This is a genomic window from Novosphingobium sp. PhB57 (assembly GCF_004342985.1).
Taxonomy (GTDB): domain Bacteria; phylum Pseudomonadota; class Alphaproteobacteria; order Sphingomonadales; family Sphingomonadaceae; genus Novosphingobium.
Map to the genome: position 1 here is coordinate 1 of NZ_SMBO01000013.1, position 18,114 is coordinate 18,114.

At 61.6% G+C, this 18,114-nt stretch carries 12 protein-coding genes and 7 pseudogenes; 13 read left to right on the forward strand and 6 right to left on the reverse strand.

Features of this window, described 5'->3' with window-relative positions:
- Positions 1-132: 132 nt before the first annotated feature.
- Positions 133-902 (forward strand): annotated as a pseudogene (locus tag EDF58_RS22990) (IS3 family transposase); the annotation flags it as partial.
- 219 nt (positions 903-1,121) lie between these two features.
- Here EDF58_RS22990 and EDF58_RS22995 read toward each other — a convergent pair.
- Positions 1,122-1,559: pseudogene (locus tag EDF58_RS22995) on the reverse strand (transposase); the annotation flags it as partial.
- 563 nt (positions 1,560-2,122) lie between these two features.
- Between EDF58_RS22995 and EDF58_RS23005 the strand changes: the two are divergent.
- The 5 genes from EDF58_RS23005 to EDF58_RS23025 all read left to right on the forward strand — a co-directional run bounded on the left by EDF58_RS23005 (position 2,123) and on the right by EDF58_RS23025 (position 7,844).
- Positions 2,123-2,767 carry a hypothetical protein gene (locus tag EDF58_RS23005; protein ID WP_165921546.1) on the forward strand — a complete coding sequence of 215 codons (645 nt, stop codon included), beginning with the start codon at positions 2,123-2,125 and terminating at the stop codon, positions 2,765-2,767.
- Between the two features lie 155 nt (positions 2,768-2,922).
- Positions 2,923-3,537 carry a hypothetical protein gene (locus tag EDF58_RS23010; protein ID WP_132269814.1) on the forward strand — a complete coding sequence of 205 codons (615 nt, stop codon included), beginning with the start codon at positions 2,923-2,925 and terminating at the stop codon, positions 3,535-3,537.
- An 80-nt stretch (positions 3,538-3,617) separates the two neighbouring features.
- Positions 3,618-4,388: a molecular chaperone gene (locus tag EDF58_RS23015; protein ID WP_132269816.1), complete on the forward strand. Its 771-nt coding sequence runs from the start codon at positions 3,618-3,620 to the stop codon at positions 4,386-4,388.
- Positions 4,389-4,392: 4 nt separating this feature from the next.
- A complete protein-coding gene (locus tag EDF58_RS23020; RefSeq protein WP_132269818.1) occupies positions 4,393-6,888 on the forward strand; it encodes a fimbria/pilus outer membrane usher protein in 2,496 nt (831 codons plus the stop codon).
- The gene (locus tag EDF58_RS23025; RefSeq protein ID WP_132269820.1) at positions 6,885-7,844 is read left to right on the forward strand and encodes a hypothetical protein; all 960 of its coding nucleotides are present in this window, start codon (positions 6,885-6,887) and stop codon (positions 7,842-7,844) included. Before EDF58_RS23020 ends, EDF58_RS23025 begins: the two co-directional genes overlap by 4 nt.
- Positions 7,845-7,857: 13 nt before the next feature.
- Here the strand turns inward: EDF58_RS23025 and EDF58_RS23030 are convergent, their stop codons facing one another.
- The 3 genes and pseudogenes from EDF58_RS23030 to EDF58_RS26530 form a co-directional block, all read right to left on the reverse strand.
- Positions 7,858-8,292, reverse strand: a complete 435-nt coding sequence (locus EDF58_RS23030) for a hypothetical protein (RefSeq protein ID WP_132269822.1) — start codon at positions 8,290-8,292, stop codon at positions 7,858-7,860.
- Between the two features lie 418 nt (positions 8,293-8,710).
- A pseudogene (locus EDF58_RS26525) lies at positions 8,711-9,039 on the reverse strand (tyrosine-type recombinase/integrase); the annotation flags it as partial.
- A 39-nt stretch (positions 9,040-9,078) separates the two neighbouring features.
- A pseudogene (locus EDF58_RS26530) lies at positions 9,079-9,132 on the reverse strand (hypothetical protein); the annotation flags it as partial.
- A gap of 39 nt (positions 9,133-9,171) precedes the next feature.
- Here EDF58_RS26530 and EDF58_RS26535 point away from each other — a divergent pair.
- Positions 9,172-9,653: pseudogene (locus EDF58_RS26535) on the forward strand (integrase); the annotation flags it as partial.
- A gap of 93 nt (positions 9,654-9,746) precedes the next feature.
- Here the strand turns inward: EDF58_RS26535 and EDF58_RS23045 are convergent.
- Both EDF58_RS23045 and EDF58_RS23050 read right to left on the reverse strand, forming a co-directional pair.
- Entirely contained in the window at positions 9,747-9,926 is a 180-nt protein-coding gene (locus EDF58_RS23045) for a hypothetical protein (protein WP_132269823.1), read from the reverse strand.
- A gap of 3 nt (positions 9,927-9,929) precedes the next feature.
- Complete coding sequence (locus EDF58_RS23050; RefSeq protein WP_132269825.1) at positions 9,930-11,039, reverse strand: ATP-binding protein; 1,110 nt, start codon at positions 11,037-11,039, stop codon at positions 9,930-9,932.
- A gap of 767 nt (positions 11,040-11,806) precedes the next feature.
- On the opposite strand from EDF58_RS23050, the gene EDF58_RS23055 reads away from it, so the two are divergent.
- The 6 genes and pseudogenes from EDF58_RS23055 to EDF58_RS23080 all read left to right on the forward strand — a co-directional run bounded on the left by EDF58_RS23055 (position 11,807) and on the right by EDF58_RS23080 (position 18,106).
- Entirely contained in the window at positions 11,807-12,172 is a 366-nt protein-coding gene (locus EDF58_RS23055) for a metalloregulator ArsR/SmtB family transcription factor (RefSeq protein ID WP_132269827.1), read from the forward strand.
- Positions 12,147-12,561: pseudogene (gene arsC / locus EDF58_RS23060) on the forward strand (arsenate reductase (glutaredoxin)). Before EDF58_RS23055 ends, arsC begins: the two are co-directional and overlap by 26 nt.
- Complete coding sequence (locus EDF58_RS23065; RefSeq protein ID WP_132269829.1) at positions 12,558-13,094, forward strand: GNAT family N-acetyltransferase; 537 nt, start codon at positions 12,558-12,560, stop codon at positions 13,092-13,094. The pseudogene arsC and the gene EDF58_RS23065 overlap by 4 nt, the downstream one beginning before the upstream one ends.
- Before the next feature lie 30 nt (positions 13,095-13,124).
- A pseudogene (locus EDF58_RS26540) lies at positions 13,125-13,627 on the forward strand (NAD(P)H-dependent oxidoreductase); the annotation flags it as partial.
- Positions 13,628-14,636: 1,009 nt separating this feature from the next.
- A complete protein-coding gene (locus EDF58_RS23075; RefSeq protein ID WP_279388343.1) occupies positions 14,637-17,396 on the forward strand; it encodes a TonB-dependent receptor in 2,760 nt (919 codons plus the stop codon).
- 23 nt (positions 17,397-17,419) lie between these two features.
- Entirely contained in the window at positions 17,420-18,106 is a 687-nt protein-coding gene (locus EDF58_RS23080; protein ID WP_132269832.1) for a DUF6250 domain-containing protein, read from the forward strand.
- The last annotated feature ends 8 nt before the right edge of the window (positions 18,107-18,114 follow it).

Consider the following 18,114-nt stretch of genomic DNA (forward strand, 5'->3'; position numbering starts at 1 on the left):
TTCGCAGCTCACGTAAGAAAACAGCCCTTCGCTCCGGTGATCGCCGCCGCGCATCTTCAATCCTTCAACCTCGGTCGAGGCGACTTGAATCACCTCAACGGCCTCAAGGGAAGTTCCTTTTTCCGCAGGCTGTTAAAGCAGGCCGGTGTCATCGCGTTATGCTGTGGAGACGAAAAGGCGCAAGAGGTAGCGGATCGTCTGGGCGTTCGCCGACCGACATTGTACAACTGGAAAAGCCAGTTACTGAGTCATGAGGCTCTGTCAGCTATGAAGCACCGCAATACCTCTCCGCCAGCGTCGGAGCGCGAGGCGCTTGAACGCCAACTCGAAGCCTTGCAACGCGATATCCATCAACTGCAACTTGAGCATGACCTCCTGAATAAGGCCAACGAACTCTTAAAAAAGGCCTGGGCGTCGATCTGCACCTCTTGGGAAATCGGGAGAAGACACAGCTGGTTGACGCCCTCAAAGATATCTATCGGCTGCCGGAGTTGCTCACCCAGATAGGTTTGGCGCGAAGCTCTTACTTCTACCATCACGCCCGGGTGAACCTCGCTGACAAGTATGATGTCATTCGGCGCCGCATTACCGCAATCTTCGAAGCCAATCACCGCTGCTACGGCTATTGCAGAGTACAGGCGTTGCTGGCCAAACAAAGCGTGACAATCTCGGAGAAGGTTGTGCAGCGGTTGATGAAGGAGGAATGCTTGGTCGTCGCCAAGCCCAAACGGCGGCGCTTTGGCTCGTACTTGGGCGAGATCAGTCCTGCGCCCGAGAACCTGATCAATCGCGATTTCCACGCGAAGCCGCCTAACGAAAAATGGCTCACCGACATTACGGAGTTCCAGATCCCGGCCGGCAAGGTATATCTCTCCCCCATCATCGATTGCTTCGATGGCATGAACGCTCATCAGCCGGGCGCAAACTTCATCCGCCTTTGCCCGGTCAGTGAGAAGGCGATTGTATGCCCGCAACTGCTCCTCGATCGTCTCCATGGACGCAATGAGCGGAGCAAACAGGGCCTTCAAATCGGGACGCTGTGCATAGAACGCCATCAGGCGTTCGGTACGCCGGCCCGGCGTTCTGGCGGTGCCCATACGCAGGCCGAACAGCTTCAGGAGGCCACGCAGCTGATTGGCCATGGATGTCCGTGCGGTGATGAGCTGGGCGCGGATACGCAGGGCCGCCCTGTCTATATGCGTGGCCGACGCTTTCATGTGGACGCGTTTGTACCAGCCCGTGCGCGCCAGCTGGGCAAGCCCTTCCGCGTCATGGACATCGCTTTTGTTCACGCGGGCAGAAAGGACGCCCTTCGCGTGCCGGGCGCAGATACATTCTATCGCGACACCACGCTCGACCAGCCCATGATACAGGAACGTCGATAACGTTCCCGTCTCCAGCACCACGCGTGTCAGATCGCTGCAATGTTTGTTAAGCCATTTGGCCAGAACATCGGGATCGCTCTCGACAACATCTCGCCGCAACACTTTCCCGTCGACGTCGACCACGCAGATATGCGTCGTCTTGTCACTCACATCCAATCCTGCGTAGATCGACATCGGTCATCCTCCAGCATTGAAGCGCCAAGGCGACTTCGTACCATGCACGAGGGTGGCTAAATCAATTACGCGGTGTCCCAACCCAAGGCGTTGCGCGTTTGTCGAAACGACTCTTTGGCGCCATTCAGACGCGAAAATCCGAAGTCAATCTGCAGACGGTCCGGTATGCGGTGCGTGTCGGCTAAAGCCAGCTCATCTTATAACCTGCAGCGAATGTTGCCGTCTGGATAGGGTAATCGATTGGGTCAGGCAAATGCACAGAGGCCTTCCGGCTTCAACTCCGGGCCCCACGAGACTGGATGGTTTGGGCCAGCGTGAAAACGCGTAACGCAGGCGTGCATTTTAGCTAACATACCGCAGGGCGGCGCGGGATTCGATCTCACCAGCGATCAGCCAAGAGTGGCGAAGCCGATGGATTTCGGCGCATATTCGCGAAACTCCCTTCATAGTCATCCTACAAACTGTCCCAAAATGAGCAAAGCTGTCGTTAACTAACATTTAGCAATTGCTTACGGTGCTTAGGCTTTCTAAGCCCCCGACGGCGCCCGGTGCGGGGCGTACTGATGTGGACGACAGGGGCTACTCATGCCGTTCACACATTAAGCGGGGGCTTGATGATGATTGACTATTCATGGCGGCTGTCGCTTGCCGCCATCAAGGCCGGCAGCTTATTGCTTGCCGCGTTGCTTGTCATCGAGCCAGCAAAGGCTGCCACGGAGTCCGTGGCGATCGATGTCGTTGCCCGCATCAAGGAACGGTGCGGCTTCGCCGCCAACGGTCCAGCCAGCATCACCGCGCCGCGCGATCTCGAAGGCGCCGCCAACTTCTCTCTGGCAGTTGGGCTCGACTGCAACACACCTTATGCCCTGGGCGTAACGTCGCAGCGCGGCGCGCTGACGAATGTCGATGCGAACGACGACGGCTCGGGCTTTTCCTTCAGCAAGCGCTACCGGGTTTCGGTCATGCTCGAAACCGACAAGGGCGCCGTTCGCAGTGCGCCCTGTGCGTCCGACGAGATGGCGGATGGCGGACGGTGCGCTTTCGCAAGCCTCGTTCCCGGACGCGGCCTCAAGTCCGGCGCCGGCATCAGTGTCGGTCGCAATGCCGTGATCTCGATCGACTGGGCGGCGCAAGCTCTGAACCAGCCCCGCCTTGCGGCGGGCCGCTACAAAGACACCCTCATTCTGGTGGTTGGGCCACGCGCATAATTGCAGTCCACCCACACGGAGGGCGGAGCGTTGGGTCGACGCACCGCTCAACCATCGGCCGCCTGTCCCGGTAGCCGGTGCAAGTCGCAAGACCCGCGAAAGCGGTCTTCAATTCTCCGACGCGTTCCTGCGTCAAAATACTCAAGGAGTTGAATATGAAGCGTTCGATCCTCGCCGCCAGCGCGGCAGCCGTTTTCGCAGTCGCCGCCGGTTCGGCTAACGCCGCCGATACGCGCATCGACATCAATGCGCAGGTCGACAGCAAGTGCGGCATCTCTTCGCAGGCTTCGTCGATCACCCTGGGCGATCTGACCGATGCCAATGCCAAGGTCCGTTCGACCGTTACCGAAGAAATCGCACAGAAGCTGACCGACGCGCGCGTCGTTGCCTTCTGCAACAACGGCGGCAGCAACGTCCGCGTTGCCCGCGCCGTGCTCGCCCTTGACGGCGCTTCCGGCACCGGCCTCGCCCAGGGCGATTTCGCCCAGTTCATCCGTTACAACCTCGACACCTCAATCAACGGCCTGGCCCTCGACTCGACCTCGACCGACGAAGGCTCGACCGTGGCGCAGCGCTTCGGCGGCCACGACAGCCTCAGCTCGGCCGCTACCCGCGTCCAGTTCGTCAAGGCTGCCAGCCAGGGCGCCGCTGTCGCCTCGTCGAACGGCTCCAGCCGCACCGCCACCAACTGGTCGTCGCTGACCGATCGTCGGCTGGCTGCCGGCAACTACTCGGGTTACGTCTCGATCGAGCTGACCCCGGCTGCCTGATGTTGCTCGGAGGCGGACGCTTGCGTCCGCCTCCAGCTTCTCCTGCCCCTGCCCTTGGCCCTGCTTCCCGAGACCCGCTCATGACCACGCCTCTTCCCCGGCGCGCATTGCGCCCGCTGCTGTCGTTCCTCGCACTGATGGCGACCACCGCCCCCAGCCTGGCTTTGAACGTGCAGCCCGTCGTGGTCGACCTCCAGACGGCAGGTCGCCGGACTTCGGCCATCGTCACGTTGCAGAACACCTTCCCCGACACCGTGCCCGTCGAAGTGACGGTCCACCCGGTCAATGTCGTGAATGGGGAACTGCGCGAAGCTGAGGACGTCGAAAGCGACGATGTCCTCGTGTTCCCCAGCCAAGCGACCCTTGGCGGCAACCAGTCCCAGGCGTTCCGCGTCCAGTGGATCGGTCAGCCACTGGAAGGCGAAAGCCGTCATTTCTATGTGACCATCGCCCAGCTTCCGGTTGCCATGCCGGAAAGCCAGAACGCGATTCAGGTCCTCCACCGCTTCAAGGTGCTCGTCAGCGTCGGGACGAACGACGAAGTGCCTTCGCTCAAGATCGTCGAAGCCAAGGTCGGCACGGATGCGGCCGGGAAACCGCAGCCGGTCATCACGATCGCCAACGATGGTGCCAATTACGGCTACGTCGCCACTAACCGCATGACCCTGATCGAGCGGCGCGGGGACGGTTCCGAGGCTTATCGCAAGACTTTCGAACCCGAAGAGATCCGCGAGAGCATGGGCCTCGGACTGGTGCCTTCTAAAGCCAGTCGAATTTTCCCCATCAACGTCGAACTCCCGGATGCCGGCGGCACCCTTTCGGTCGAACTGAATTCAGCCGGAAGCAAATGACGCCGTGGCGAACCGCCGTTCCCTCTATCTCCTAGGCCTTGCGGGCCTGGCGCCGGGATTGACGCTGTTCGGTTCACTCGCTGCCTATGCGCAGACGAATGTGCCCTCGCGGGCCGAAAAGCCGACAACGCCGGGCGAACACCCCGCCGTTTCCCCGGAGCGCCTCAACCGAACCGGGCGCGACATCCCCATGGGAGGGCCGCTGTCCGACAACGGCTTCGTCCTGGGCGAGGTGTCCTACACGCTGACCGCAGACGACCGTATATTAGTCGACACCAAGGAGCTGCTTGCCCTGCTGCGCGGCGTCCTCTCCACCGAGGCGTGGACAAGGGTTGCCGCCGGCATCGAGAGCAAGGCTGCAATCTCTACCGGCGACATGCAGGCGCTAGGCATCGGTCTCGCTTACGATCAGGCCAGCCTCGGCCTGCTGATGACGCTGGATCCCACCCTTCGCGTGCGACAATCGATCCGCGTCATGGGCTACGACCCCGTGGCAGGACCGATCCAGCCTGCTGAAGATGTTTCTGCCTATCTCACCGCCTTCGTTAACAGCGACTACGTGCACAAGGGAAGCCGGACCGGGTTCCAGACCCCGAACATCGTCTTCGACAGCGCGATACGGGTCAGCGGTTTCGTGCTCGAGAACGAAGGCAGTATCCAGGACAGCTTCCGGCGTGAAGGCACCCGTATCGTCTATGACGATGCGCGAGGCACCGCCCGATATACCGCAGGCGATCTGGAACCGGTATCGCGCGGGTTTTCCGGATCCAGCCCGATGGCTGGTCTCTCGCTTTCGCGGGTCTATGCCGACCTCGATCCGCAGCGCAACATCCAGCCGCGCGGTCAAAGGTCGTTCACCCTCACCCGTGCCTCCACGGTGGAAACGATCGTCAACGGGCAATCGGTGCAGGTGACCCGGCTCAATCCTGGCACTTACGACATCGGCGACTTTCCTTTCGCGCAAGGGTCCAACGACGTGAGGCTGATCGTCCGTGACGACAGCGGCCGCGAGAACGTGATCTCGTTTTCCATCAATTTCGATCGGACCCTGCTTGCCGCCGGCCTCAGCGAGTTCGGGCTCTATGGCGGCGTGAAAGCGCCGTTCGGTACAGGCGGCCGCCGCTACAGCGACGATCCGATCGCTTCCGGCTTCTATCGCCATGGCCTGACCGAGGAATTGACGGTCGGAGGAAACTTCCAGCTTCAGCGCCGGGGCGGCGTAGGCGGCGCCGAGGTTGTCTGGGCCTCGCCCGTCGGCACCCTGGCCCTCAACCTCGCCGGCTCGCATAACAAAGACGTCGGCAGCGGCTATGCCGTCAATGTCGGCTACGAGCTTTCGCGCGTTGGCACGGGCGGCAACGCCCGCTCGCTGACAGCTTCCATCCAGGCGACCAGCAGGAACTTCGCGCTGCCGGACAGCCTCTCCGCCAGCAACCCCTACGCTCTGGATCTGGGCGCAACGTACTCCCAATCCCTCGGCGCCGACCACTATTTCAGCCTCGACGGGTTCTATTCGGTTGCTCGCGGCGATCGGAAGGATCAGTCCACCGCCCGCGCCACGTACGGGTGGCGGCCCAACCAGCGTCTGCTGCTGACGGCGGAAGCATCCTACCAGAGCAGCGAACGAAGGTCCGGCCCGGGCGCCCGGGTTTCGCTGATCTACCGCTTCGACCGGAGCTCGAGCGTCACCGCCGATCTCGATAGCCAGCGCGAGCGTGCCCGCCTCAGTTACCAGCGCTCCAGCGGCACCGGCGTCGGATCCTACAATGCCTCGGGAAACATCGACCGGGTCGAGGATTCGGTAGGCGTCAATGCCGCTGCGAACGTGCTCCTCAACCGCGCGGAACTCGGCGCGGCCCACAACACATCGTTTTCGAACAGCGGCGCGATCATCGACCAGCGCACATCGCTGCGCACGGCCTTCTCGGTGGCCTATGCCGGCGGCAGTGTTGCCCTGTCCCGCCCGATCTACGACAGTTTCGCAATCGTGAAGCCCCATGCCTCACTGGAAGGCAAATCCGTCTACATCGATCCCCGCAAGGACGAGTACGTCGCCAGGTCGGGCACGTTCGGCGGCGCGGTCATGTCGCAGTTGACGTCTTATTCTCCCCGGCTGCTGACTTATGACGTGCCCGATGCGCCAGCCGGCTACGATATCGGATCGGGTATCGTCCAGTTCAGGCCGCCCTATCGCTCAGGCCATCTGGTAGAGATCGGGTCGGACTACTTCGTCACTTATACCGGCCAATTGCTGATGCCGAGCGGCGCGCCGCTCGAGTTGGTGGGCGGGAACGCTTTCGAACTCGCGGCGCCTGATCGCAAGCCGGTACAGATGTTCACCAACCGCAGCGGCCAATTCGCTGTGCAAGGTCTGCGTCCAGGCAAATGGCGCATCGAGATGCCCATGAACGATGGCAAGCTCGTCTACATGATCGACGTGACGACAACCGAAGCCGCATTGCAGCGCGGCGGTGCATTGAAGCCCGAGGGAACCCCATGAAGATCGCCGCCACGCTCCTGACCTGCGCCGTCCTCACCCTGGTTCTGCCTGGGGCGGCCAGGGCCAACTGCGCCGATTTCCGCGCCTCCGCGAGCGAACTCACCCTCGACTACGATCCGTTCAATCCGGCCGAAATCGAGCGGAACTTCACCATTCACGTCCGGCGCCTGGATCCGCGCGTCACAGCCGTGCGCCTCGTGCTTGCCAATCCCGGCGCGATCAATCGCGGCGCGGCGCTGGGTCGGAGGGATTCGGTACGCTACGATATCCGCTGGGTGCGCGATGCTGGCCGCATGGTCCTGATCTCCGGCGCGGAACAGCCCAACCCGACCAACGGGGCGGTTGTTCAGTTCGGTGCCGGCGCCAGCGGAGACAACGTCAACGAAAGCTTCCGCATCCAGATACCGGCCGGTCAGGGGATCGTCGCCGGAAACTACTATCAGCCGCTCGAACTGCGGTTCGTATGCCTTGCCGGCCGCGACGAACTTGACCGCGGCATGCAGCTTGGCAGCCAGGTCGCGGTAGATCTGACAGTGCCGGAACGTATCGCAACGTTCGTCGGATCGATGGGTACGCAGCGCGGACGTATTGATTTCGGAGATGTGGACGGCTCCAGCGGCAACGTCATCCGCGGTCTCACGGTGACTGCCCAGTCAACAGTGCCTTACGAAATCCAGGTGGACAAGGAGCGCGGCACCATGAAGCGCTTTGCCGGGGATGACGCCGCTCTTCCCTACGCGCTGAAGGTGTCGGGTTTCCCGGTGGCCGACCGCTCGATGATCGCTTGCAGCCAGACGCCGGCTCCGGGTGGGCGAAGCCATGGCGTGCAGGTGGAACTTGCCGGAAACGATTTGCATCGCCTGCCGGCAGGTCAGTATGCGGACGTCGTCACGCTCACGTTCTCACCCCGCCTTGGGCTTTCGGGGGGCGAGGGATGCTCGTCGGTCCGCCCCTGATAGGCCTTGCAGCTTAAAACACTGCGCCCTTGGGTTCGGCTTCGAGACTGAAGTCCATATCCACGGCCGGCGCCTGGTTCAGGACAAGCCGGAGTTGGCGCTCCCGATAGGCGGGGGTGCGATTATCGACGATTACCGTGTGCGTCTGCGTCGGTGAGAGCGGTACACGAACGCCGCCGACATCCACCCAGGCATCCACCAGTCCGGCAGGATGGTTGAGCGTGATTTTGTAGCCGGCGAGGTTGTTGCACAGTTCGCGCATCGTTCCGAGATCGTTGGCACCGGTTTGGATGGCATGCGCGGGCGGTGCGGAGATGCTGACCTGGCAGACCGTGGGTACGCGGCCGGTAACGGCAATCGAAGAGCCGTCGTAAGCGGTGGCGGAAGCTGCGGGAAAAAGCAGCAAAACTCCCACCAACGCACAACGTTTCATTCCAGACGTGAGCATATTACCCTCCTGCTGAAATCGACAATCGCGTGCCGAACTGAAATCGACGTAAAGCGGCTTAGTTAACAAGTCCTTTTGGCTATCAAGTCCGCATCAGGGGCAACCTTGGCCATTCGGGCAGCACAAAGTCCTGCCAAAGCTGCGCTCCGAGCCAGGAGCATCCTAATGCTCGTATGAACACGTTGCCACGAAAGGCGCTTCTGAAAGCTTGAGAGCGGCATCTCAGCACTTGCTTCGCCTTCTTCCTCCATCGGTCATTGCAGCGGCCAGATGAGCTTACACTCGGACCCATTTCAAGCGTCGCTGACTGTGGTCGGCAACGGAAAAACGTCCGCTGAAGGTCGTTTACTGACGCAGATGCGCCTCCACCGGGTAGGGTCTGGCTCCTCGCTGTAGCGAGGAGCCAGATAGCTTCAGTTTCAGTGCCTTCTGCGAGCGTCAAAGCATCCTCCACGTCCACGCCCCGGTATCTGACCGTGCTTTCAATCTTCATGTGGCCAAGATCTGGACCGCCCGGAGATTTCCAGTCGCCTTGTAGATGATCGATGCCTTGGTTCGGCGCAAAGAGTGCGTGCCGTAATCTTCGCCGGACAAGCCGATACCGGTAACCCATTCGTCGACAAAGGAAGCATATCGGCGGGTGCTGATGTGGGCTGCGTGATCGGTGCGGCTAGGAAATGCAAAGTCCTCCAAGGATCCACCTCGGAATTCGAGCCATTTGAGTATGGTCAAGCAGGCTTCCAGGAGATGCGTCAGCAGCCTGGGCTTCCGTGTCGTCAGACACTCGAAGATCGTGTCGGCGTGATCAAATGTCGGGCTATTTGGTAGGCCTTCCAACATTTCGACCGTTGCCCGCTCCGCGCCGGCGATCCGTAGAAAATAATCCCACGGCTCACTATCAACGAATCCCTCATCACCGCGTTCCAGGCCGCACCCTCGCCGCACACGCTCTGCGCGCTTCGGTCCGACCTCGAGGCGGTTGACCTGTCGTGCCGGCGCACCCGCCGCATAACGCAGCCCGCCACGCCCGAGGTGATTGCGGACTATCTCGATGCGCGGGCAGAGGAGGGCAGCAAGCCGGCGTCGCTCTCGCGCTACAAGGCCTCGATCGCTCGGGTGCATAAGCTGCTTGGCATCGCCGACCGGACCCGGCGGCGCTGGTCAGGCTGGGGCTCGCAGCCATCAACAAAGCAAAGGGGGGGGCGCAGACCCAGGCGCGGCCGCTGCGAGTCAAGGGGCCGTTGCGGGACATTGCGAGTGATGCGCCGCGCGGGCTCAACATTATTGCACTGCTTGACAGCTGTCCCGACGATATTCCGGGGCTGCGCGACCGCGCGCTGCTGTTGGTGGCCTACGACACCGCTAGCGTTCCTATCCGCGTCTTCACCTGGACATAGAAGCGAACGTCGGCCGTCTGCAGCTCGGCGTCCTAATCGCTTTTCGCCACGACCGCTTCACGCCGGCCTCCCCGCGCGAAGGAGGCAATTGGCGACATAAAGGTGCTGATAGAGAAAGCCGCGATGGACGGATTCGATACGATTGAGTTGCCGCGGATCGAGCACGATCGGCCTTTCGCCTTGCGAGGGTGAAGCTTGCTCCATCGCTGGCTCGTCCTGGCTTTCGAGGTCAGGCATGGATTACCCCTGGCGGCGCATGAACTCGGCGAACAGCGGGACGCTGAAATCGAGATAGCCGTGATCGGTGCTGTAGATCATGCCCTTGGAGATGATGCTCGATCTGGCCGGTCCCAGGGATTTTTGAGTGCGGTCCATGGCTTGGGCAATGTCGGCCATCGCGTAGGGGCCATCGCCGAGTTGGGCCATCGCCTTTACGAAATGGACTTCCGCCTTGGTCAGGCGATCGATCCGCACTTTGAAGAAGCCTTCGTCTAACAGCGCCAGCGTTTCGGCGTAGGAGTGGTCGACATCGGCAAGAGTTATCTCTGGCCCATCCGCGTTGTTCCACACGACCGATGCCCATTCCTGGATGAAGAATGGATAGCCCTTGGTACGTTCAACGATGGCCTGCAGCGCTTCAGGGGCGATGCTGGCCTCTTCTTCGACGATCGGCTTTTCTATCGCCTGCCCGGCTGAGGGCGGATCGAGCGGCCCCACCACAGGATATTGAAACAGCCGCTCGGCATAGGATTTTGCTTCGCCCGCCAGGCGGGCGATCTGCGGCAGGCCGGCGCCGACAAGAAGAACGGGCAAGCCTTCCTGCGACATTCGGTGCAGCGCGACGATGAGTGCCGAGAGGTCAGGTTCGGAAAGATACTGAACTTCGTCGATCAACAGGACCCAGCCACGTTCTGCAGCCTGCGCCGCTTTCCCGATCAGCGTGAAGAGATCCGGCAGGTCGTACTGAAGGTCGCCGGTATCGGCGAGACCCGGCTCAGGATCGACGCCGACTTCGACGCCTGCTATCTCGATCTTGAAGATAGAGGCAAAGTTGCGCAGACCCTTGAGGCCGCGCGTTGCAAGCTGCTTGGCCGTTTCCACCCCGGAGAGCGAGCGCATGACCTTGCGCATCTCGGGATAAAGAAGGCGGGCAAGGCTTTCGCCTTCCGGCGATTCGACCCGCGAAATCAGGAGGCCTTCGCGTTCCGCGTTTCGGCCGATTTCATTGAGCAGCACGGTCTTTCCGGTGCCCCGCAAGCCCAGCAGCATGATCGACCGGGCACTTCGTCCCTTGATCGCTCGCCCAGAGGAAATCCGCGCTGCCTCCAGGATCGCGTCTCGGCCTGCCAGCTCGGGAGGACGGCTGCCCGCGCCGGGCGCAAACGGATTACGGTAGGGATCCGTGTTGTCTTTCGTCGGCTGTCAGAAGTGTCTAGCGCTTTATAGGGCCGACTATCAAAAATTGCTAGACTTTGATAGACATCGCTAGGAGGCCCGCCGTTGTGGCTCCACTCAAATATGGGAGACGGATCGCACGGTCGGTCGGTGGCCATGCCGCCTGACCGCAAATCAGGTGCTCAGAGACGTCGCCAGGCAGGCGACGCAGCCTCCGTCGTTCCATTTGCGGCAATTGATGATGAATCGACCCCAGTGTCGCCATCGCGCTCCGTTCGTGTCATTCCCGCTGGATCGACGACAAGACGGAACTGGCGCGGCATGCCCGCAGGTGAGGTCAGCGCAAGTTGAGCATGGTCACTGCTGAGGGCGCGCGCGGACGGATACGCGCGTATCCTGCCGGGGGTGGGCGGGTGTGCTGCACTGCCACTGGATGAGGCGCAGATGGCCAGCGCACGAGAAACTTTCCGCCGAATGGCGACGATTACGGCCAAATCGGCTAAGGCGGAAGGCGCGATGCTGCTTTCCGCTGGCGAGTTATCCCGACAGCATGACGCTTGCTCGGCGGAACCACGGAGCGCCGGTTGCCTGGGATTGGCTGACACCGGAAAGGCCGCTTCAGGTCGCTGACTCGATGCAAACTGCCACCGAGGCTAGCCACAAACGCATCGGGATATCCGACCGTTATTAAAAGAGAATGTCGCATCGGATAATTCCGATGCATGACGGCAGATGATGCACTTTCGATTTTTTCCGCTCTCGGGCACCCGACGCGGCTCGATGCGTTTCAGCGGCTTATCCGACACGAACCTGATGGCCTGTCAACCGGCGAATTGGCCGAAGCATCGGGGCTGACCCAGAGCGCTTTTTCGACGCATCTCGCCGTGATGGCAAAGACCGGACTGGTACTTTCCGACAAGCGTGGCCGCCAGCAGATCCAGCGCGCCAACCTTGACGCGTTGCGCGGACTGATGGTCTATCTGGCCAAGGATTGCTGCCAGGGGCGCGCCGAACTGTGCGAGCCGCTTCTGGCCGAACTTACCTGCTGCTTAAGAGGCAACGATGACCGATGTCGTGATCTACCATAACCCCCTTTTCCGGGACCTCTCGTAATGGCTCGGCCATGATCAGGAATGTGGGCATTGCGCCTCATGTCGTCAGGTACCTGCAGACGCCGTCAAACCGTTCGCTGCTGGTGGAACTCATTGAGCGGGCCGGCATTACGCCACCCGCTTTGCTGCGCGAGACGGGTACGCCCTGTGCCGAACCCGGCCTCGGCGACGAGACTTTGACGGACGAGGCCCTGATCGACGCGATGATGAAGCATTCGATTCTCATCAATCGGCCTCTGGTGGTGTCGCCGCTGGGCGTAGAGCTTTGCCGCCCTTCCGAAGAAGTGCTGGATATCCTGCCGACCGAGCAGCGCGGCACTTTCGTCAAGGAAGACTGCGAAGTTTTGGAAGCAAGCCGGCGATGAGCATCTTGGTTCGCCGGGCAACGGTCGACGATGCGCGCGCCATTGCCGCCATCTACGCGCATCATGTTCTGCACGGCACGGCGACGTACGAAGTCTTGCCGCCGACCGAGGGCGAGACCGTTGAGAAGATCTTGACGGTGTCCGGCCGGGGCTGGCCGTTCCTTGTCGCCTGCGATGGCGGTCAGGTGGTCGGCTATGCCTACGCCACGCAGTTCCGGGATCGACCGGCCTACGCCTATGCCTGCGAGAACAGCATCTACGTGGCGCACGACCGGCGCGGTGGCGGCATCGGCAAGCGGCTGCTCGAGGCCTTGCTGGAAGCCGCTGAGGCCCACGGGTTCCGGCGGATGGTTGCGGTCATCGGCGGGGCGGAGCCTGCCTCTGTAGCCCTCCATGGTTCCTGCGGTTTTGAGCACGCTGGACGCTTGACAGGCATGGGCTGGAAGGCGGGCCGCTGGCTCGACACGGTTTACATGCAGATCGCTTTGGGCAGCGGCATCGCGACCGGGCCCGGTGCTTCCGGCACGGACTGACGGCCATGTCGTTGTTCGAGCGTTATCCTCAGCGACCTGCCGCTGCCCGATCAAGTAGCGGGAGACGATCACTCTGCTGTGCATGAATTGCGCGAGCACGCGCTCTGGTCGGAAGGCATGGTCTGGTGCAGCCCAGAGCGCCACGGCTAAATCAGCGGCATCAAGAAGACGCAGAGTGATCATATGCCGCTCCAAATGTTCTGGATGCTGGCGACGCAGGGACGCTTGTTGTCATGCAGGTGTCCGGCGGCTCGCAATCGTTCAATGCGGTCAATTCGTGGCGCCTGCTAGGTCGCTGGATGCGAAAGTTTACGCCGCAACTAGTCCTCTATTGCGATGGCCTATAGGGAATTTGACGAAGCCAGACGGATGCGAGCGTCGAGTTATTACGAGCGCTGGAGGAATTGGTGCGCTTCACGGTGTCGATGCGGCCGCACTCGGGGCATCTCCTCGACCGCTGTTCCGAACGCAAGGAGGCTGGGCTTCCGGTCGATAGTGCAGCAGATCACTCCGCAATTGCAATCGCGCCTTAATCCTGATGGCCGGCCTGTGCCATCGAATGACCGGTCTGGATCTAAGCGCAATGGGGGTGAATATCTGAGATAAGGCCCAGAGCCGCCGCCATGCTGTAATTCCGAGGTTCTTGCAACGGCAAGGACCCAGCGCAGTTTCAGATTTCAGTCCCCTCTGCGAGCGTCAACACGTCCACCCCGAGATTTCTGACCGTCGCAACGGCAGAGATGGTGCCGTTGTCGCAAGTGAAGCTGCGGTGGAGCCCGCTTATTTCGTTGCAACTGTAGGTCGGGCATGCGGACTAGCGTTGCTTCGACGTCCGCAGGATGAATTCCGACATTAGCCGCACGAGATCGTTACCGCGCTCGTTCAACATGTTGTGGCCGCAGTTCGGCAAGCCGATCAGCCACGCACCCGGTCTCGACTTGGCGATGGCGAGCGCTTTCCTACACGGCGACCCTGAGCGCTGGACGCTCGACCGGAGATCGCGGTTTTCTGCCGTCCTCGGTTTGAAAAGCTATCTCGTTTCTCTAATCGGCCGCCTCCAAGTCTGCGACCGCCAGCAACTCAGTCCTAGATCGCGTTATCTCGGATTCAGAAGGACTTATTGGGGGACCGTCGTTCGGTACGATCGTGACAATCACACGGCGGCGACGGGTCCGAGCCAGTGTTCCGTCGTCCCTCAGGCTCAGGACAAAATGTGCCTCCCAAACCTTGTCGACCTTGGGCGCAGCTATCGGCAGTTCTGTCCCTTCGGGTCGTCTTCAGACCGCCGCTGGAACGGCTAGTGGGCAAAATCATACGCTTGGTACCCGCCGGAGAAACCGGACAAACCGGAGCGACAAGTTCGACAGGCGGTCGGCCACATTGTTGGGGCTTACGGCACTGGTCGGCGCGCCGAGCTCGTAAACTTTTCAGGGAAATAGCAAAACTTTATTGTCAACTAAATTGGTGGAGATTAGCCATGCTTTCCGCAGATTAGTCCGACAAAAAGGGGTGCGTGTTTTGAAACGTCTCACCGGAGCAGTTGTGCTCCTGCTCACCAGCACGTCCGCTTTGGCGCAGGAAGCGAATGTACAGAATTCCACAGAATCCCGCGAGGAAAGTCGCGAGAGCGCGGAGATTCTGGTCACTGGTATTCGTAAGAGCCTGGCAGATTCACTGGCGGTGAAGCGCGACTCTGCCCAAGTCGTTGACGCCATCTCGGCCGAGGATGTCGGTAAATTCCCCGACAAAAACATCGGCGAAGCGCTTCAGCGCGTGACCGGTGTGCAAATCACCCGAAGCGGCGGCGAAGGTTCGGCAATCACCATTCGCGGTGCAGATCCCTCGCTCAACCGCGTGGAGATCAACGGCCAGTCGGCGCTTTCCACCTCGATTGCGGCGGCAGCGGGGAACGGCAGCAACCGCGCGGTCGATTTCCGCGATCTGCCCGCCGAATTCGTCTCACGCCTCGAAGTGCTGAAGTCCGCAACGCCGGATATGACCGAAGGCGGACTTGGCGGGACCGTGCGCATCATCACCCGCCGCCCGTTCGACAGCAAGGATGGCTACCTCGCGGGCTCCGCTCAGGGGATCTACAACGAACTGGCGGACAAGGTCGACCCCAAGTTCGCACTGATCGGTTCCAAGCTCTTCGCCCATGACACCATCGGCGTGCTGCTTTCGGGCACGTACGAGAGCCGCACTATTCGCTACGATCAGGCTCGCACCACCGGTTGGCGACAGGTCGAGACCACGCAGCCTGCGACGCCTGCCGCGCAGAACTGCCTTTCGGGTCGGAATCAGGCCCGCTGTGTCGATCTTGATGGTAGCGGTTTCGGTGATTTCTACCCCGACATCCCGCGCTACATCACCTCAACCGAACCGACCAAGCGCTATGCTCTGAACGGCATTATAGAATGGCGCCCGAGCGACGATTTTCGCGCCTACGTGGAAGGCACCTATACCCGCAGCGACACGACATCTGACGACCAATACCTGCAGCTCAGCACCACCCAGTCGGTGGCGAACGGCGGCATTGACCCCACCGGCGTCGTCATCCGCGACGAAACCGCGCAGACGGTGACCTTCGTCAACGGTTCCAACGCCGGCTCCGGCCCGAGCGTCAATTATCGCAGCGTGATCGGCAGCCTTAACCGGCGCACCTTCAACGGCATTCTTGGCGCCGAGTGGACCACCGGCAAGTTCAAGCTCTCGGCGCGCGGCACTTACGCGGCCTCGCGTGTCCTGAACGACGAGGTGGACGTCACCGCCTCGGTCTCCGGCAAGACCGCGCTGCCGTGGATCACGATCGACTACAACAACCCGCAGAACGCACCCAACATCATCCTGCCGATCGACACTACGACCACGCAGGGTATCAACAGCCTCTCGGTCGAGGCCCGCCCGCGCCTCAACAAGCAGCGCGAGACCGGCGCCAAGTTCGATGCCGAATACAAGCCCGACGAAAGCGGCGTCCTGACCTCGCTGAAGAGCGGCGTCGAGCTGAACCAGCTGGTCTCCAGCAGCCGCTTCCAGAACGCGGTCTATACGCTGAACGGCATCACCGGCCAGACCACGCTGACCCGCTCGGGCGTGACCGGCACCCAGGTCCTGGGCACGACGGCCCCGGCCGCACAGCTCACTAATATCCAGGACCTGTTGAACACCTACGGCGGCATGGGCGACGGCAGCTTCTTCAAGACCGGCGATCTCGGATTTTCCGGCATCGACCGGTGGTGGAACCTGGGCGACAATCTCGCCAAAGCCGTGGGCATTCCCGATCCCTACACCAGCATCTCGCCGCTCGACACCTACCGGGTTCGCGAGAGCACGATCGCGGGGTATTTCCAGGGTGCCTTCAAGGCCAATCTCGGCTTCGAGCTGACCGGCGTTGTCGGCGCGCGGCTCGTTCACACGCGCACCGTCTCAAGTGGTAGCCAGAGCACTGATGGCGTCATCACGCCCGCGCGGTACACCGGCGAATATACCGTATTGCTGCCCTCGCTGAACCTGCGCGCCGAAGTAATTCCCCGTAAGCTGGTGGTGCGCGCCACCGCATCTGACGTGCTGGCCCGCCCGGCACCGTCGCAGATGGCGCCCAACGTCAAGCTGGACTCGGTCGGCCTTACAGGATCACGTGGCAATCCGGCACTCAAGCCTTACCGCGCGTGGCAGTACGATCTCGGGTTTGAGTACTATATCTCGCGCACGAATTACGTGTCGATCACCGGCTTCCGCAAGGATATCAAGTCGTTCATCGACACTGCCAGCCAAGAGGAAGAGATCGACGGGCAGGTCTATACGATCAAGATGCCGATCAACGGCACCCAGCACGTCACCATCCAGGGCTTCGAGGCAGGCGCGCAGCTTGGGCTGGACTTCCTGCCGGGCCTGCTGGGCAATCTCGGTGTGACCGCGAACTACACGTTCAACACCGACAGCGGCTACGAAGGGAAGGACTACTTCACTGACGCCTCGCTGCCGTTCCCCGGTGTCTCCCGCAACAGCTACAACGCCTCGGTATTCTATGACGACGGGCACTTCGCCATTCGCGGGTCGTACAACTGGCGCAGCCGCTATCTGATCAACGCGGTCGATCGCGGCAACAACCCCTCGTTCGGCGAGGCCTTCGGTCAGTTCGACGCTTCGGCCAGCTACATCATCAACCCGAATGTCTCGGTGTTCCTGGAAGGCGTCAACCTCACCGATTCCACCCGGATCGAGAACGCCAACAGCGTCTATCGTCGCAACGTGATCGAGACCTATGGTCGCCGGATCTACTTCGGCGTGCGGGCCAAGCTGTGACGCAGCCGGGACTTTCCCGGCGCATGATGGTCGCGGGTCTGGCGGGAGCCTATCTCCTGCCGGCTCCGACTTTCGCGCGAAACAAAGGTCGCCGCCTGTTCACGGACACGTTCCGCCATGGCCTGGGTCAGTGGCGGATCGAGGCTGAGGCCCCCGCGCACGTCTCGGCGGAACGGGATGTGCTCGATATCGAGGCGCCTGCCGGGCTCACGCTCTGGTTCCTGCCGCGCCTCGAAGGCCGGATCGCCATCGAATACGAGGCGCAGGCCGTCTCGGCAGGCGGTGCGAACGACCGGGTAAGCGATCTCAACTGCTTCTGGATGGCGCAGGATCGAGCGGCTCCGGAGGGAAATGCGATCGCACGCCCGCGCTCGGGGAAGTTTGAGGACTACGACGATCTCGAAACCTACTACGTCGGCCTCGGCGGCAATGGCAATTCGACCACCCGCTTGCGCCGCTATGTCGGAAAGCCCGGCGTGCGGCCTTTGCTGCCTGAAAACGACCGGCGCGGCGCGGCGGACATGCTGGTCGCCAACCGCTGGCAGCGCATTCGCCTGATCGCTGACGGCGCCCGGATCGGCTTCTTCCGCGACGACCGGCAACTCTTCGCTTTCGAAGACCCCGCGCCGCTGACGAGCGGCCATTTCGCCCTGCGAACCACTGCCAGCCATCTGCGCCTGCGCAATTTCGCCGTCTCCCGCCTCGCTTGAACTCAGGA

Bases quoted from the DNA above. Each gene is read 5' to 3' on its own strand.
- EDF58_RS23065 (WP_132269829.1), top strand. From the start codon at position 12,558: ATGAGCATCTTGGTTCGCCGGGCAACGGTCGACGATGCGCGCGCCATT.
- EDF58_RS23010 (WP_132269814.1), top strand. From the start codon at position 2,923: ATGAAGCGTTCGATCCTCGCCGCCAGCGCGGCAGCCGTTTTCGCAGTC.
- EDF58_RS23005 (WP_165921546.1), top strand. From the start codon at position 2,123: ATGTGGACGACAGGGGCTACTCATGCCGTTCACACATTAAGCGGGGGC.
- EDF58_RS23015 (WP_132269816.1), top strand. From the start codon at position 3,618: ATGACCACGCCTCTTCCCCGGCGCGCATTGCGCCCGCTGCTGTCGTTC.
- EDF58_RS23055 (WP_132269827.1), top strand. From the start codon at position 11,807: ATGACGGCAGATGATGCACTTTCGATTTTTTCCGCTCTCGGGCACCCG.
- EDF58_RS23030 (WP_132269822.1), bottom strand. From the start codon at position 8,292: ATGCTCACGTCTGGAATGAAACGTTGTGCGTTGGTGGGAGTTTTGCTG.
- EDF58_RS23080 (WP_132269832.1), top strand. From the start codon at position 17,420: ATGATGGTCGCGGGTCTGGCGGGAGCCTATCTCCTGCCGGCTCCGACT.
- EDF58_RS23025 (WP_132269820.1), top strand. From the start codon at position 6,885: ATGAAGATCGCCGCCACGCTCCTGACCTGCGCCGTCCTCACCCTGGTT.
- EDF58_RS23045 (WP_132269823.1), bottom strand. From the start codon at position 9,926: ATGCCTGACCTCGAAAGCCAGGACGAGCCAGCGATGGAGCAAGCTTCA.